This is a genomic window from Actinosynnema sp. NPDC023794 (assembly GCF_040639675.1).
Lineage (GTDB): Bacteria > Actinomycetota > Actinomycetes > Mycobacteriales > Pseudonocardiaceae > Actinosynnema > Actinosynnema luteola.
On record NZ_JBFAFR010000021.1, the window covers coordinates 23729 to 39474 of the forward strand.

At 73.0% G+C, this 15746-nt stretch carries 14 protein-coding genes; 6 read left to right on the plus strand and 8 right to left on the minus strand.

From position 1 onward, the window contains the following. Positions 1-10: 10 nt before the first annotated feature. Positions 11-2170, plus strand: a complete 2160-nt coding sequence (locus AB0H12_RS31710; RefSeq protein WP_499627977.1) for a hypothetical protein — start codon at positions 11-13, stop codon at positions 2168-2170. On the opposite strand, the gene AB0H12_RS31715 is transcribed toward AB0H12_RS31710, so the two are convergent. The 6 genes from AB0H12_RS31715 to AB0H12_RS31740 all read right to left on the minus strand — a co-directional run bounded on the left by AB0H12_RS31715 (position 2165) and on the right by AB0H12_RS31740 (position 7439). Beyond that, positions 2165-3088 (minus strand): cation diffusion facilitator family transporter, encoded by a 924-nt coding sequence (locus AB0H12_RS31715; RefSeq protein WP_499627979.1) that lies wholly within the window; start codon positions 3086-3088, stop codon positions 2165-2167. The two genes, AB0H12_RS31710 and AB0H12_RS31715, sit on opposite strands and share 6 nt — an antisense overlap. Before the next feature lie 42 nt (positions 3089-3130). Continuing rightward, the gene (gene manA / locus AB0H12_RS31720) at positions 3131-4342 is read right to left on the minus strand and encodes a mannose-6-phosphate isomerase, class I (RefSeq protein WP_499628167.1); all 1212 of its coding nucleotides are present in this window, start codon (positions 4340-4342) and stop codon (positions 3131-3133) included. 10 nt (positions 4343-4352) lie between these two features. Continuing rightward, positions 4353-5429 carry an SIS domain-containing protein gene (locus AB0H12_RS31725; protein ID WP_499627981.1) on the minus strand — a complete coding sequence of 359 codons (1077 nt, stop codon included), beginning with the start codon at positions 5427-5429 and terminating at the stop codon, positions 4353-4355. A gap of 6 nt (positions 5430-5435) precedes the next feature. After that, positions 5436-5633, minus strand: a complete 198-nt coding sequence (locus AB0H12_RS31730) for a Trm112 family protein (RefSeq protein ID WP_053723294.1) — start codon at positions 5631-5633, stop codon at positions 5436-5438. A 5-nt stretch (positions 5634-5638) separates the two neighbouring features. Beyond that, entirely contained in the window at positions 5639-6991 is a 1353-nt protein-coding gene (locus AB0H12_RS31735) for a phosphomannomutase/phosphoglucomutase (protein WP_499627983.1), read from the minus strand. 88 nt (positions 6992-7079) lie between these two features. Further along, positions 7080-7439 (minus strand): DUF3499 domain-containing protein, encoded by a 360-nt coding sequence (locus AB0H12_RS31740; protein ID WP_073885657.1) that lies wholly within the window; start codon positions 7437-7439, stop codon positions 7080-7082. A 150-nt stretch (positions 7440-7589) separates the two neighbouring features. Here AB0H12_RS31740 and AB0H12_RS31745 point away from each other — a divergent pair, with 150 nt between their 5' ends. Continuing rightward, positions 7590-8033 (plus strand): metallopeptidase family protein, encoded by a 444-nt coding sequence (locus AB0H12_RS31745; protein WP_499628168.1) that lies wholly within the window; start codon positions 7590-7592, stop codon positions 8031-8033. 119 nt (positions 8034-8152) lie between these two features. On the opposite strand, the gene AB0H12_RS31750 is transcribed toward AB0H12_RS31745, so the two are convergent. Both AB0H12_RS31750 and AB0H12_RS31755 read right to left on the minus strand, forming a co-directional pair. Next, complete coding sequence (locus tag AB0H12_RS31750) at positions 8153-11428, minus strand: glycosyltransferase (protein ID WP_499627985.1); 3276 nt, start codon at positions 11426-11428, stop codon at positions 8153-8155. Between the two features lie 87 nt (positions 11429-11515). Further along, on the minus strand, positions 11516-11821 hold the full coding sequence (locus AB0H12_RS31755; protein ID WP_053723270.1) for a WhiB family transcriptional regulator: 306 nt from the start codon (positions 11819-11821) through the stop codon (positions 11516-11518). 269 nt (positions 11822-12090) lie between these two features. Between AB0H12_RS31755 and AB0H12_RS31760 the strand changes: the two genes are divergently transcribed. From AB0H12_RS31760 to AB0H12_RS31775, 4 genes are read left to right on the plus strand one after another with little or no spacing between them, the layout of a single operon-like run. Then, positions 12091-12843, plus strand: coding sequence for a site-2 protease family protein (locus AB0H12_RS31760; protein ID WP_498785428.1), 753 nt, complete (start codon positions 12091-12093; stop codon positions 12841-12843). A 24-nt stretch (positions 12844-12867) separates the two neighbouring features. Further along, positions 12868-13833, plus strand: coding sequence for a 2-phospho-L-lactate transferase (gene cofD / locus AB0H12_RS31765; RefSeq protein WP_499627987.1), 966 nt, complete (start codon positions 12868-12870; stop codon positions 13831-13833). Further along, on the plus strand, positions 13826-15160 hold the full coding sequence (locus tag AB0H12_RS31770) for a coenzyme F420-0:L-glutamate ligase (RefSeq protein WP_499627989.1): 1335 nt from the start codon (positions 13826-13828) through the stop codon (positions 15158-15160). The genes cofD and AB0H12_RS31770 overlap by 8 nt, the downstream gene beginning before the upstream one ends. After that, complete coding sequence (locus tag AB0H12_RS31775) at positions 15157-15699, plus strand: NUDIX hydrolase (RefSeq protein WP_499627991.1); 543 nt, start codon at positions 15157-15159, stop codon at positions 15697-15699. Before AB0H12_RS31770 ends, AB0H12_RS31775 begins: the two co-directional genes overlap by 4 nt. Positions 15700-15746 lie beyond the last annotated feature (47 nt).

Genomic DNA, 15746 nt, shown 5'->3' on the forward strand with positions numbered 1-15746 from the left:
GTCACCAGGCGTGCCGGAACCGGTGCGCATCGAGATGTCGGGCCAGGCGGCCACGGTCGTCCAGGCCGGTGCGATCGAGGGCGGCGTGCACGTGCACGCGCGGCACGCCGCCCCTTCGCCCGCCCGCCCCATCACCGAGTGGCACCCGTTCGACCTCGACGTGCACCGGGCCGTCACCGTCGGCACGACCCACCTGCCGGACCTCCCGGCGTACGTGTCCCGCGAGCACGACCGCGCGTTGGCCGACCTGCTGTCCCCGCGGCAGACCGTGCTGGCGGTGCTGACGGGCGAGTCGTCCACCGGCAAGACCCGCGCGCTGTACGAGGCGGTCGTCGACGAGCTGCCCACGTGGCCGTTGCTCTACCCGCGCACCGCCGACGACCTGCTGCACGTGCTCGCGACCGGCGTCGAGCCCGGCACGGTGCTGTGGCTCAACGAGACCCAGAACCACCTGCTCGGCACCCAGGGCGAACAGGCCGCCGCCGCGCTGCGCACGCTCCTCGAACTTCCCGGCCCGTTCGTCGTGCTGGGCACGCTGTGGCCGCAGTACTGGTCCGCCCTGACGGGTCCGGACCAACCCCAGGCGCGCAACCTCCTCCAGCACCGCGTGACCCGCATCCGGGTCGCCAAGCGGTTCACCGCGGCGCAGATGGCCACCGCCCCACCCGATCCCCGCCTGCGCAAAGCCCTGGCCACCGCGCACGACGGCGAGGTCGTCCAGGCCATCGCGGGCGGCCCGGCTGTGGTCGAGCGCTACGACCACCCCGACACCCCGCAAGACCGCTACGCGACCGCCATCCTCACCGCCGCCCTCGACGCGCGGAGGCTCGGCCACCACGCCCTGCTCCCCACCGCGCTGTTGGCCGCCGCCGCACCGGGCTACCTGTCCGAGGACGACCGCGTCGACGCACCGGAGACGTGGTTCGAGACCGGCCTCCAGACCGCCACGAACACCCACCTGGGCGTCGCCGCCCTCATCCCGAAGCGCCGAAGCCCGGGAGTCGGCCCACCGGACGGCTACCACCTCCACGACTACCTGGACCAGCACGGCAGGTCGACCCGCCGCCGCGCCCTGACCCCCGACACCCTCTGGGACGCCCTCCTGGCCCACGCCGAAGACCCGGAGGACCAGTTCCGCCTGTCCCGCAGCGCCTACCACCGCCTGCGCTACCGCCACGCCGACCCGCTCTACCGGCGAGCCGCCGCCACCGGCTCGACCATCGCGGCGCTGCGCCTGATGGACGTCCTGATCGCACACGGCCGGGTGACCGAGGTCAGCGAACTCCTGGACCGCGACCCTGCCCGGATCCACGCCCGTGAAGTGGTCGAGGTGCTCCAACGACCGTGGCTCCCGCAGCGCCGTGTGTTCCTGGAGCTGTTCGAACGCCGGGGCACCTGGGCGAGCCTCCTGCTGGCCGATCACCTGGCGGACACCGGCGCGACCGAGGACGCGCTCGCGGTGCTGCGCCGACTGCCCGACAGCTGGCGGGTCCGTGAACGGCTGGCCGATCTCCTGGCCGACACCGGGCACTGGGAGGAGGCGCTGGAGGTCGTGCGCGACGAGCGAACGACCTGGTCGGGCCCCTGGTTGGCGGGCCGGCTGGCCGCCGCCGGCAACCTCCGCCAGCTGCGCCGACTCGCGGCGACCGGCGAAACGGCGGCCGTCCAGCTCCTGGCGGTCCTCGCCGGCGACCACGCCGAAGCGGTCGCCGCAGAGGCAGGTCGGTTGTTGCCGGCCCTGGACACGACCGTGAAAGCGCTGGTGTCGAGCGGTCGACGGGCGGAAGCCATCCGATTCCTGCGCTACGTCCTGCCCGATACCGACGAACGCCGCGCGTCCGGGCGACAAGTCCTGTTGGCCGACCTCCTGGCCGAGGAAGGCCACTGGCAGGAAGTGCTGGACCTGGCGAAGGGGAAACCCTGGGCGCAGGAGTGGATTCCGAAGCGGCTGGCCCACGCGGGGAACATCGCGGCGCTGCGAAGACTCGCCGACGCCGGGCTCGACACCGCCGGACGGGAGCTGGCGGCGGTCCTCGCCGCCCGCGGCCGGTACGACGAGCTGCTGGACCAGACGAGAAAGGGCGACGAGCACTGCGCGCAGCAGCTCGTCGCCCTCGCCCACACCGGGCAGCTCCCGAACGGCGAGCGGTTGCTCGCCGAGGGGTTATGACTTGCTCGTCAGCGAACGGTCCAGGTCGGGCTCCAGGTAGATCAGCCTGGCCGCCGGGACCTTGGCCCGGACCCGCTGCTCCGCGGCGTCGATGGCCTCGGCCACCTCGGTGATCGACAGGCCCGGGTTCAGCGCGATCTTCGCCGCCACGAGCAGCTCGTCCGGCCCGATGTACTGGGTCTTGATGTGGATGACGCGCTGCACCTGACCGGACGCCAGTTCGCCCGTGATCACGTCCAGCTCCGCCGGCGCCGCGCCCTCGCCGATCAGCAGCGACTTCATCTCCACGATCAGGATGACCGCGATCACGCCCAGCAGCACACCGATGCAGATCGTGCCGATGGCGTCCCACACCGGGTCACCGGTCAAGGTCGACATACCGACGCCCATCAGCGCCAGGACCAGGCCGAACAGCGCGCCCGCGTCCTCCAGCAGCACGACCGGCAGCTCCGGCACCTTCGACTGCCGGATGAACTGCCACCACGTGGCGTTCCCCTTGATCGCCTTCGACTCCACGATCGCCGTGCGGAAGCTGTAGGTCTCCAGGCCGATCGCCACGACCAGGATGATCACGGCGACGATCGGGCTGCTCAGCTCCTCGTGCGACTCCAGCTTGTGGATGCCCTCGTACAGGGCGAACACCGAGCCGAGGCTGAACAGCATCAACGCGACGATGAACGAGTAGAAGTACCGGTCCCGACCGAACCCGAACGGGTGGTTCAGGGTCGCCTTGCGCCGCGCGGTCTTCTGCCCGAGCAGCAACAGGCCCTGGTTGGACGTGTCCGCCACCGAGTGCACCGACTCGGCGAGCATCGATGACGACCCGGTGATCAGGAAGCCGACGAACTTGGCCACCGCGATCCCCGCATTGGCCACCAGTGCGGCGATGATCGCCTTGGTCCCGCCCCCTGCTGACACGGTTGCTCCCTTTGCGCCCAAGTCCGATTTGTCGGTGTGACCCTACTCAACACCGGGCGTCGCCCGGAAAAGCTGGGTGTCCACACCCGCGGTGACCACGACCGCCGGGTCACGCGCGGGCAGCCACACGGACTCGCCGCGCACCAGCTCCAAGGTCTCGTCGCCGCAGGTCAACCGCGCCCGGCCACGGGTGCAGAGCAGGATCTGCGGCCCGCTGTGGTCCACCCGGACCTCGACCGACGGCCCGACCTCGATCCGCGACAGCTCGAACTCCGGGCACGGCGTCCGGTACGACCACAGCCCCGGCGCCGTCTCCCACCCGGTCTGCACGGGCATGTCGCCGCACCCGAAGTCCAGCACGCGCATCAGCTCGGGCACGTCCACGTGCTTGGGCGTCAAACCGCAGCGCAGCACGTTGTCGGAGTTCGCCAGGATCTCCACGCCGGTGCCGTGCAGGTACGCGTGCAGGTTGCCGGCGGGCAGGTAGATCGCCTCACCGGGCCGCAGCACGAGCCGGTTGAGCAGCAGCGCGGCCAGCACACCCGCGTCACCGGGGTACGCCTCGCCCAGCTCCAGGATCGTGCGGCACTCCAGGTCGAACTCGCCGTGCTCCTTGACGTGCAGCACGCACGCGTCCAGCACCTGCGGCAGGAGCATGTCCAGCGCGGTCTGCGGCAGCGTGATGAGGGTGGTGAACATGGCGCGCAGGCCGTCGGCGTCCGGCTGGGCGGCCAGCAGCTCGGCGTACGGCGCGAAGTCCGGCGCGTCCAACGACCGCAGCAGCGCGACCGTGCGCGCGGGCTCGCGGAACCCCGCCAGCGCGTGGAACTCGGTCAACGCGCAGATCAGCTCGGGCTTCGCCGACGGGTCCTTGTAGTTGCGGATCGGCGAGTCCATCGGCACGCCCGCCGCGTCCTCGGCGGCGAAGCCGTTCGCCGCCTGCTCGGCGGACGGGTGCGCTTGCAGGCTCAGCGGCTCGTCCGCGGCCAGCACCTTGAGCAGGAACGGCAGCCTGCTGCCCCAGCGGTCGGCGTGGCGGGTGCCGAGCTGCCCGTCCGGGTCGTCGGCGAGCAGGTCGAGCAGCGACCGCGCCTCGCCGTCCGGTCCCACCACCCGCGACGGGTCCCCGGGATGGGCGCCCATCCACAGCTCGGCCTCGGGGTGCGGCGTCGGCACCTCCCTCCCGAGCATCTCGGCGATGGCGGTGCGTGACCCCCACGCGTACGCGCGCACCGCGTTGTGCAGCAGATCCACAGTCATCCCCTCACACGGCCGGCGCGTACAGCCCGGGTCCGCCCAGCGTTCCCGCCGCCAGCCCCAGGTACAGCGCGGCCAGCTCGAACCGCAGGGCGAGCAGCGCGGCGCACAGGGCCTCGCCGCCGCTCACCTCCTCGGCCGGTTCGAGCACGTCGGCTCCGGACAAGGTCTCCATCGCGACCCGCCGGGCGAAGTCGGCCTGCGGGCCCCGGCGCACGGCCACCAGCAGCACGCGGACCAGGCCGTCGTGCTCGTCGTCCGGATCGGCGAACAGGTCCGCCCCCGACGTGCCGCGCACGGCCCGGCGGTGCAGCACCGACCGGGTCAGGGCCTGAGGATAGCCGGCCACGTCGCTCACGACGCCCGCGTACGTCGCGAGCACGCCCGCGCCGTGCGCCGCCACCGCCGTGGCCAGGTCGTCCAGGCCCCACAGCAGGGGTGTGCGGTCGGCGATCCGCAGCGCGAGCGTCTTGGCCGGGTTGACGAACGACTCGTGCATCGGGTGGCACCGCTCGGCCTCGCGGTCCAGCTCGTCCGCGATGGCCTGCACGTCCACGTCGAGCAGCCCCAACGACTTCAGCGCCACCACCCACGCGGCGAAACCCCGGGCGAAGCCGAAGCCCTGCGGCACCGGCACCCGCGGCGGGACGAGCAGCGCGTGCTGCGCGGCGGACGCGGCCACCGGGCCGTCCGGCTCGGCGGTCAGCAGCACCCGCGCGCCGCGCCGGGCCGCCCGGTCGACCGACTCGGCCATCCGCACGTCACCGGGGTCCTCGGTGTGCGCGAGGACCACGTCCAGCGCGCCGACCCACGTCGGCACGTCGTCGGCGACCACGACCGGCACGGGGCAGCGCGTGCCCAGCAGCGCGGCCACCACCCCGGCGATGGCCTGGCCGACGCCTGGGCGCGTGACCAGCACCAACGCGCGCGGGCGCTCCTGGAACGTCCGCTCGACGCCGAGCTCGTCGGCCGCCTCGGCGGTGGCGCGGACCTGCGCGCCCGCCCGTGCGGCGGCGCGCAGCAGACCTTCCCGGTCGGCGTCGGTGAGCCGGGACTGGTCGTCGAGGAGGCTGTCGTCAAGCACCCGAACTCACCCGGCCGTCGGCTCGACAGCCTCGTCCAGCAGCAGCACCGGGATGCCGTCCCGGACCGGGAACGACCGGCCGCACGAGGTGCAGGTCAGGTAGTCCGCGAGCGGGTCGGACGCGGTGCCGGCCTTCAGCGGCGCGTGCTCGGGGCACGGGCAGGCCAGGATCTCCAGCAACTGCGGGTCCAGTTGGACGGCCACGGCGCTCATCCCCTCACGATCGCCAGGACCTCGTCGCGCAACGCCGCGACGGAGGCCGCGTCGGCGGCTTCGACGTTGAGCCGGAGCAGCGGCTCGGTGTTGGACGCACGGAGGTTGAACCAGGAGCCGTCCGGCAGGGTCACCGTGAGGCCGTCCAGCTCGTCGAGCCCGACGCCCTCGCGCCCGCCGAACTCGGCCTTGATCGCGGCCAGCCTGCCCTGCTGGTCGTCCACCGTGGAGTTGATCTCGCCGGACGCCGCGTAACGCGCGTAGTCGCTGGTCAGGGCGGACAGCGGGCCATCCTGCTCGCCCAGCGCGGCCAGCACGTGCAGCGCGGCCAGCATGCCCGTGTCGGCGCGCCAGAAGTCGCGGAAGTAGTAGTGGGCGGAGTGCTCGCCGCCGAAGATGGCGCCGGTCCTGGCCATCTCCTCCTTGATGAACGAGTGGCCCACGCGGGTGCGCACCGGCACGCCGCCGTGCTCGCGGACGATCTCCGGCACACCGTGCGAGGTGATCAGGTTGTGGATGATCGTGCCGCCCGGGTCCTTGGCCAGCTCGCGCACCGCGACCAGGGCGGTGATGGCGGACGGCGACACCGGCTCGCCGCGCTCGTCGACCACGAAGCACCGGTCCGCGTCGCCGTCGAATGCCACACCCGCGTCAGCACCCTCTTCCCGGACGCGTTCCTGCAGGTCCACGATGTTCTTCGGGTCCAGCGGGTTGGCCTCGTGGTTCGGGAAGTCGCCGTCCAGCTCGAAGTACATCGGCACGATCTCGATCGGCAGGCCCTCGAACACCTTCGGCACCGTGTGGCCGCCCATGCCGTTGCCCGCGTCCACCACGACCTTCAACGGCCGGCTGCCGCTCAGGTCGACCAGTTCCCGCAGGTAGGCGGCGTAGTCGGCGAGCATGTCCTGCTCGGTGACGGCGCCCTTCGCGACGCCCTCGGCGTCCGGCACGCCCTGCTCGGCGTCCTGGCGGATCTGACCGAGGCCGCTGTCCTGGCCGACCGGCGCGGCGCCCGCGCGGCACAGCTTGATGCCGTTGTACTTGGCCGGGTTGTGGCTGGCGGTGAACATGGCGCCGGGCAGGTCGAGCTTGCCGGAGGCGAAGTACAGCATGTCGGTGCTGGCCAGACCGATGTTGACCACGTCGACGCCCTGCGCGGTGACGCCCTCGGCGAACGCCGCGGCGAGGCCCGGCGAGGAGTCGCGCATGTCGTGCCCGATCACCACGGTCGGGCCACCGACCAGGCGGGCGAACGCCGCGCCGAAGTCGCGCACGACGTCGGCGTCGAGCTGCTCACCGACGACACCGCGGATGTCGTAAGCCTTGACGATGCCGGACAGATCGCGCACGACCACACTCCCAAGTTGGCTCTTGACACTGCCTTGGGAAGCCTACCGGCGCGCGCCTGAGCGTCGTGTCCGGTCGATGAGTCTTCGTTCAGTCTTCGTTTGGATCAGGCAGAACGCGCAGGTGACCTCGCCGGATCGTGCCGGCGGGCAGTTCGGGCAGCTCGACCTGCGGTGTGGCCCGGCCCGCTTCCCGGACGGCCTCGGCCAACGCGGTCAGGTCGTCCACGGTGGGTTCGGGGGCGCGGAACTCGCCCTGGTGCCGGACGACCTCCCAGCCACGCGGCGCGGTGAGGCGCAGGGCGTGTTCTTCGCAGAGGTCGTAGGAGTGCGGTTCGGAGTACGTCGCCAGGGGTCCTACCACCGCGGTGGAGTCCGCATAGGCGTACGTGAGCGTGGCGACTGCCGGGTTCGCGCACCCGGTTCGCGAGCACCGTCTCACGCTCCGCACGGCGGGGACGATATCGCGTCCCGCGCGGCGTGTGTTGGATTACCTCCGGCGCGGCGTTGGCGGTGGTGCCGTGCCGCGTCAAGTTGCCTGGTCGCGGAGGTCCGGCTGTACGGGGTCCACGGGTGGACAACTACCCTCTACCTCGTGGTGATGGCTCGGGGTTCACGGCGGCAGGGCGCTCCGCGGCGACGCAACCGCGACCGGCACGGTCGGGGGCTGCGCGGTCCGCTCTACCCGGCCACGTTGCCGGCGGCCCGCAGCCGGGCGGAGCGGTTCGACGCGCTGGTGCTGGAGGCGTTGGAGCCGATCGAGGCGCGGTGGCGGACGGAGCTCACGCAGCTGGACGTCGCGGTGGACGACGTGCCGGACATCCAGTCGGACGACAACGGCGACGTGGTCGAGGACGGCAACGTGCCGCTGGCCCGCCTCGTGCCGGCCGGGGCCGACCGCCGGGCCCGGATCGTGCTCTACCGGCGCCCGCTGGAGGCGCGCGCCAAGGACGGCGCCGACCTGTCCGACCTGGTGCACGACGTGCTGGTGGAGCAGGTGGCCAACTACCTGGGCCTGGACCCGGACGTCATCGACGGCGACTGACCCGACCGCAGAACTCGGGGTACCCGAACGTTCGACACGGTGGTCCTGAACGTTCGACACACGCGTGTCGAACGTTCAGGTACCGCGTGTCGAACGTTCAGGACCACCGAGTTCCACGGTCAGGGGCGGCGGCGGGAGGGGATGGCGGTCAGGACCGTGAAGAGGGCGGCGGCGGCCTGGAGCATCAGCAGGAGCTCGCGCAGGGTCGAGGACGCCTCCACGCGGACCTCCGAGCCCGTGGTGGGCACCGTCACGCCGACCAGGTGCCCCCACGCCCGCACGATCGTCACCTCACGGCCGTCCACCCACGCCCGCCAGCCCGGCTCCTCCTCCGCCGCCAGCACGAGCAGCCGCCCCTCCGGCCCTTCGGACACCTGAACGCCCACGTCAGGCGGCGCGGCCTCGACCGGGGCGATACCGGGCGCGCCCAGCTCCACCGGCGGGTTCCCGCCCGTCCGTGCCCGCCGCGCCAGCTCCGGGGACAGCAGCACGGCGTTGCCCGCCGCCAGCTGCACCCGCAGCACCGGCCGCCCGTCCGACATCGCCGGCGTCACGGCCACCAGATCGCCGACGCCGTCACGCACCCGCTGCGCCGTGCCCAGGTCCGGCGCGACCACGAACGCCACGCCCGCCGCCGCCGCCTGCGCCAACGCCACCCGCGCCGCCGCCGGCGACCCACCGGTCAGGTCACGCGACCACCGCTCCAGCCGCGCCACAGCCGCCGGCACGGGCACGAGATCGTCGTCGCCGAACGCCGGCAGCCGCCCGGCCACCAGCCGCGTCGGCGTCCCCAGCACGAGCACCGACCGCCCGGTCCGCGGCAGCTCCTGCGCCAACGTCGACGGCAACCGCGCGCCGTCCGCCGTCAACGCACCCGACCTCAGCCCCGCGAACCCCGCGCACGCCAGCACCACCAACGACAGCACGCCGACCACCGACACGACCCGCCGCACCGGCACCGTGCCGACGTCCCGCCGGAACGCCGACAGCACCACCCACAGCAACCCCCACCCGACCAGCACCAACGGCCCGCCGGTCCACCCGTGCGAAGCGTCACCGCCGGGCAGCGGCGCCACCGGCACGGTCCGCAGCACGATCACCGCGAACCCACCCAGCACCACCACCGCGAACCCCGCCAGCATCGACCGCGACGGCCGCAGCACCGCCGCCACCAGCGCGAACCCGACCACCAGCAACCCGGCGAACGGCACCGCGCCCGTCCCGCCCGGCCGCAGCGACAGCAGGTCCACCAGCCCCACGGCGGGCGACTCCACGAACGCGCCGACCCCGTGCAGCACGACGGTCGGGTTCTGCAGCACCACCGCCGGCCACGGCAGCAGCAACGCCATCGGCAGCAGCACCACCATGAACAGCGACGCCACCCGCCGCCGACCGTCGCCGTGCCGCCCGGGCACCACCACGAACCCCACCAGCGCCGCCAACGCCACCAGCGCGTGCACGAACGGCGAGAACGCGCCCAACGCCGCCAACGCCAACGCCGTCCCCGACGCCACCGGCAGCCACGACGCGCCCGCACCACCCCGCAGCACGGACGCCACACCGGCGAACACCACCGGCGCGAGCACGTGCACCACGACGACGTCCAGCCGCCCTTGGCTCACCGCCGCCGTCGCCGCCGGCAGCAACGCGTACGCCGCCGCCACCAGCGCGCGCACGGGCCGCCGCACCGGCATCCGCCGTGACGCCACGTACGCCACCAGCCCGGCCAACGGCGCGTCGCCGATGAACAACAACGCCACCAGGGACGCGGGCGACCCGACCAGCACGCCGACCGTCCCGAGCACGGCCAACGCCGCCGACGCGGGCGCGGTCGTCCCACCCGCCACCGGGTGCCACGCCGCCAGGTACGACGACCAGGTGCTCTCCAGGTCGCCGACCGGCAGCAGCCGACCGCCGCTCAGGTCGAGCCCGATCCGCGCCGCGTTCGCCAGGACGCCGAACACCGCCAACCCCACGACCAGCAACAACGGTGGTCCGAGCACCAACGACCACAGCACCCGCGCCCGGTCCACCTCCACGAACACGACGCCCGGCGAGGCCGACCCGCGCGGCGACGGCGACGGGCGCGGGCGCGGCGAGGGCCGCCGCCCGGACGGCGGGGACGCCTCGACCGGCACCGCCACCGCGGGCCGGCGCAACCCACCGGTCGCCCGCACGGGCCGGCGCCGTGACAGCACACCGGCCGGCAGCGCCGCCGGGCCGACCACCGGACGCTCCACTTCGGACGGAAGCGACCACGCGCCCGGCCTCGAGTCGTCCTCGGGCAGCCGGCCCAACGCGAGGTCCGCCTCGACGCGCCGCCGGACCAACGCGGCGGACGCGGCCCGGATCGCGTTGCGCGACCGCGTGATCCGGCTGGTGAACAGCCCGCGCACCACCCCGTGCGCCGTCCGCTCGGCACGCCCGGCCAGCAGCCGGGCCCGTCCGCTCAGCAGGTACCGCAGCGCGCCCAGCTCCGCGCGCGCGTCGGAAAAGCGGCGCAGCACCAAGAAGCCCAGGGCGCGCAGGAACGCGAGCACCGCGATCCGCGGCAGCCCCAGGACGAACGACACCGTGCCGCAGTTGACCAGGAACGTGCGCAGCCCGTGCGCACGGTCCACGCCGCGCAACAACGGTCCGGGCCGGCCGGCCGCCGCGTCCAACCGCCGGGCGCCACGTCCCGCCGCACGCGCGTGCCGCATCCGCGCCACCGGGACGGACAGCACGAGGTGCCCGGCGAGGTTGGCGCGCCAGCCGAAGTCGATGTCGTCGCGCAGCAACGGCATCGTGCGGTCGTAGCCGCCGAGCTCTTCCCACGCCGTGCGGCGGATCAGCGACCCCGCCGACGGCACCGCCAACGCCTCGGTGCTCTGCTGGAACGACCCGGCCAACTCGACCCGACCCATGCCGGTCTGCCGGTGGCCGGACGCGTCGGTCGACAGCCCCGCTTCCACCACCAGCCGCGGGTCGGCCCAGTCCAGGCTCAGCGGACCGAGCACGGCCGCCGACGGCGACACCTCGGCCGCGGTCAGCAACGCGGACAGGCAGTCCGGTTCCGGCGCGCAGTCGTCGTGCAGCAACCACAGCCACGCGCCCGGATCGCCCCACCGCTGCACGGCGTGCTCGAGGGCGGCCCGCACGGCCTCCCCGAACCCGGTGCCGCGGGGCAGCGTCAGCACGCCGTCGATCACCCGATCGGGACCTTCGGCTGCTTCGGCGAGCAGCTTCGCGGTGCCGTCCAGGGAACCCGTGTCGACCGCGATCACGTGCCGCGGACGCGGCTGCTGGCGGCGCAGCGACGACAGCGCCGTGCCCAGCCACCGGTCGCCGTCGTGGCACACCAGCACCGCCAGCACGGGCGCGGTGCGCAGCCGCGGAGTGGCCCCGCTCGTCAAGTGCCGCTCCTAGGTCGCTCCGACTACGCCGTGGGACGACCACGGTAAGCCAGAGCGAACCCGCAAGCGATCACCCGTGCGCCTCGATCACACCGCGCGCTTTTTGAGCTTCCTCCGCTCACGCTCGGACAGCCCGCCCCAAATGCCGAAGCGCTCGTCGTGCTGCAAGGCGTACTCCAGGCATTCGGAGCGCACCTCACAACCGAGGCAGATCCGCTTGGCCTCCCTGGTCGAGCCGCCCTTCTCCGGGAAGAACGCCTCGGGGTCGGTCTGCGCGCACAGGGCGCGCTCCTGCCAGTCCTGCTCATCGGCCGCGTCGAACAGGTCGAGTACGACCGGCTCCGGTGCCGGGACGTCCCCGTCCACGATGCGACCCCCGTCGAATTCCTGCATAGTCCGCCTCCTCGCCTTCCGCTCTCCCCGGTTGGCGGACACCACTCGCCGTCCCCACAACGACGAATGACACCGATGTGATTACACCTGTGTCACAACACGCGGTCAAGCGGAGTCCACAGGACGGGGGATATTCCCGCAGATGGCGCGAAAAGCCTTGACTAGCAGCACTGACGGTGATTGAGGCGGTGCGCCGAGCGATAACGGCTGCGCGGATGGCCTACCGGACGGGCTGTGAGCCACCGGTCCGGAGAGGCCACACTGGAAGCGTGAAGCGATCAGCGGTGCGTCCGAGTCCACTGTTCCTCAGCCTGCTCGCGGTGACGGTGGCAGGCGCCGTGCTGACCCTGTTCGACGACTCCACGGCCGCGGTGACCGCGGGCACGGTGCTGTTCGTGCTGGGCGGCTGGGCGGTTTCGCTGTGCCTGCACGAGTTCGGCCACGCGATCGTGGCCTACCGCGGCGGCGACTACGCCGTGCGGGCCAAGGGCTACCTGACGCTCGACATCCGCCGCTACACCGACCCGGTGTTCAGCATCGTGCTGCCGCTGGTGCTGCTGGCGTTCGGCGGGATCCCGCTGCCCGGCGGCGCGGTGTGGATCAACCACCACGCGCTGCGCGACAAGCGCGTGGAGTCGATGGTGTCGTTGGCCGGACCGCTGAGCAACCTGGTGCTCGGGGTGCTGCTGTCGCTGTCGGTGATCCTTTTCACGCCGCCCGCGGGTTTGGCCGCCGCCCTGTCGTACCTGGCGGCCGTGCAGATCCTCGCGTTCGTGCTCAACATCCTGCCGATCCCGGGGCTGGACGGCTGGGGCGCGATCGAGCCGTACATGTCCTACTCGGCTCGGCAGTTCGGCGCGAAGGCGCGGATGTGGGCGCCGTTCGTGCTCTTCGCGGTGCTGATCGGGTTCCCGACCATCGGCCGGTTGTTCTTCGAGGCCGGGTACTCGGTGTTCGAGATGATCGGCGGCGACCGGTGGCTGGCCGCGCGCGGGCAGGGCACCTTCCTGTTCTGGCGGTGACGAGCGGTGGGAGGATGACGACTCGTGAAGGTCGTCGTACTGGTTGGCGGGGTTGGCGGGGCGCGGTTCCTGGTCGGGCTGAAGAGCCTGCTGGCCGGCCCGGAGCACGAGATCACCGCCGTGGTGAACACGGGTGACGACGTGTGGATGCACGGGTTGCGGATCTGTCCCGACCTGGACACCTGCATGTACACCCTCGGTGACGGCATCGACAAGGAGCGCGGCTGGGGACGTGCGAACGAGACGTGGTCGGCCAAGGAGGAGTTGGCCGCCTACGGCGCCGACCCGACGTGGTTCGGGCTCGGCGACCGGGACATCGCGACGCACCTGGTGCGCACCCGGATGCTGCGCGCGGGCTACCCGCTGTCGGCCGTGACGGAGGCGTTGTGCCACCGCTGGCAGCCGGGCGTGCGGCTGCTGCCGATGTCGGACGACCGGGTCGAGACCCACGTCGTGGTGACCGCGGACGAGAACGAGCAGGCGATCCACTTCCAGGAGTGGTGGGTCAAGCACCGGGCCCAGCTGCCCGCGCGGTCGTTCGCGTCGGTCGGGGTGGAGACGGCGACGCCCGCCCCCGGCGTGCTGGACGCCGTGCGCGACGCCGACGCGGTGCTGATCGCGCCGTCCAACCCGGTGGTGAGCGTGAACACCATCCTCGGCGTGCCGGGCATGCGCGACGCGTTGCGCAAGACCGAGGCCGGTGTGGTGGGGCTGTCGCCGATCATCGGCGGCAAGCCGCTGCGCGGGATGGCGGACGCGTGCCTGTCGGCGATCGGGGTGGAGACCTCCGCCGAGGCCGTCGGCCGGTACTACGGGTCGCGCCGGACCACGGACAAGGGCGTGCTGGACGGTTGGCTCGTGCACACCGGCGACCGGTGCGACGTGCCGGGTGTCGCGGTGCGCGCGGTGCCGCTGTTGATGTCCGATGTGGACGCGACGGCGGCGATGGCGCGGGCGGCGCTGGAACTGGCCGGGGTCGACGTTGGCTGACCACGCGGCGTCCGCGCCGATCACGGTGTTGCCGGTGGCGGGGCTGCCGGAGTTCCGGCCCGGTGACGACCTGGCGTCCGCCATCGCGTCGGCCGCGCCGTGGTTGGCGGACGGCGACATCGTCGTCGTGACGTCCAAGGTGTTGTCCAAAGTGGAGGGTCGACTGGTGTCCGTGCCGGCCGATCCCGAGGCGCGCGACGCCGTGCGGCGGGAGTGGGTCGAGGCCGAGTCGGTGCGCGTGCTGGCGCGGCGCGGGCGGACGTTGATCACCGAGAACAAGCTCGGGGTCGTGCAGGCGGCGTCCGGCGTGGACGCGTCGAACGTGAACGGCGACGAGATCGCGTTGCTGCCGGTCGACCCGGACGGGTCCGCGGCGGCGTTGCGGGGTGAGTTGGCGGCGCGGTTGGGCGTGTCGGTGGCGGTCGTGGTGACCGACACGATGGGCCGGGCGTGGCGGGTCGGCCAGACGGACGCGGCGATCGGGTCGTCCGGGCTGGCGGTGCTGCACCGGTACGGGGGTTCGGTCGACAGCTACGGGAACCCCCTCGTGGTGACCGAGGTCGCGGTGGCCGACGAGGTCGCGGCGGCGGCCGACCTGGTGAAGGGCAAGCTCGGCGCGGTGCCGGTGGCGGTCGTGCGCGGGTTGCCGTTCTCGGACGACGGGTCGACGGCGCGCGAGCTGATCCGACCGGTGGCGGACGACATGTTCTGGCTGGGCACGGACGAGGCGGTGGCGCAGGGACGGGCGGAGGCGGTGCTGCTGCGCCGTTCGGTGCGGTCGTTCTCGTCGGCTCCGGTGTCGGTGGACGCCGTGCGGCGGGCCGTGGCGGCGGCGTTGACCGCGCCCGCGCCGCACCACACTCAGCCCGTGCGGTTCGTGCGGCTGACCGCTCGGCGGGACGTGCTGCTGGACGCGATGGCCGACCGGTGGCGGGCGGACCTCCGTGCCGACGGGTGGTCGGAGGAGCGGGTCGCGGCGCGGGTCGGGCGGGGTGACTTCCTGCGGAGCGCGCCGGAGATCGTCGTGCCGTTCCTGGTGCGGTCGGGGGCGCACTCGTATCCGGACGAGCGGCGTGCGGCGGCGGAGCGGACGATGTTCACGGTCGCGGGTGGCGCGGCGGTGCAGGGGCTGCTGGTGGCGTTGGCCGCCGAAGGGCTCGGGTCGTGCTGGGTGTCGTCCACGATCTTCTGCGCGGACGTGGTGCGTGACGTGCTGGGGCTGCCGGGCGACTGGGAGCCTTTGGGCGCGGTGGCGGTCGGGCACCCGGAGACGGAGCTGACGCCGCGCGGGCTGCCGGATCCGGGCGAGAGGTACCTGGACCTGTGAGCTCCGCTCTGCACGGGGACGCGGTGGCGACGTTGGGCGCTTGGCGTCCCGCCGACCGGGCGCAGGAGTCGCTGCGGCAGGCTTACCTGGGGTTCCTGGCGGCTCGGGAGGACGCGTGCTCGCGTTCGTGCGAGCCGGGGCACATCACGGCGTCGGCCCTGGTGGTGTCGTCCTCCGGGGATGCGACGTTGCTCACCCTGCACCCGCGCGTGGGTCGTTGGCTGCAGTTGGGCGGGCACTGCGAGGCGTCGGACACGACGTTGGCCGGTGCGGCGCTGCGTGAGGCGACGGAGGAGTCGGGCATCACGGGCCTGCGCATCTCGCCGGCGCCGATCCACCTGGACGTGCACCCGATCACGTGCTCACTGGGCAAGCCGACCCGTCACTTCGACGTCCGCTTCCTGGTCCGCGCCCCGGCGTCCGCCGAACCGACCCGCAGCTCGGAATCGCTGGACCTGCGCTGGTGGCCGCTGACCGCCCTGCCACCGGACGTGGACGACCTGCACCCCATGATCACCGCCGCCCACCCCCACCTCTGACCCTGCGAGAGACCTGCGTTCAGCGGCCGAGAGTCCTACGTTCAGAA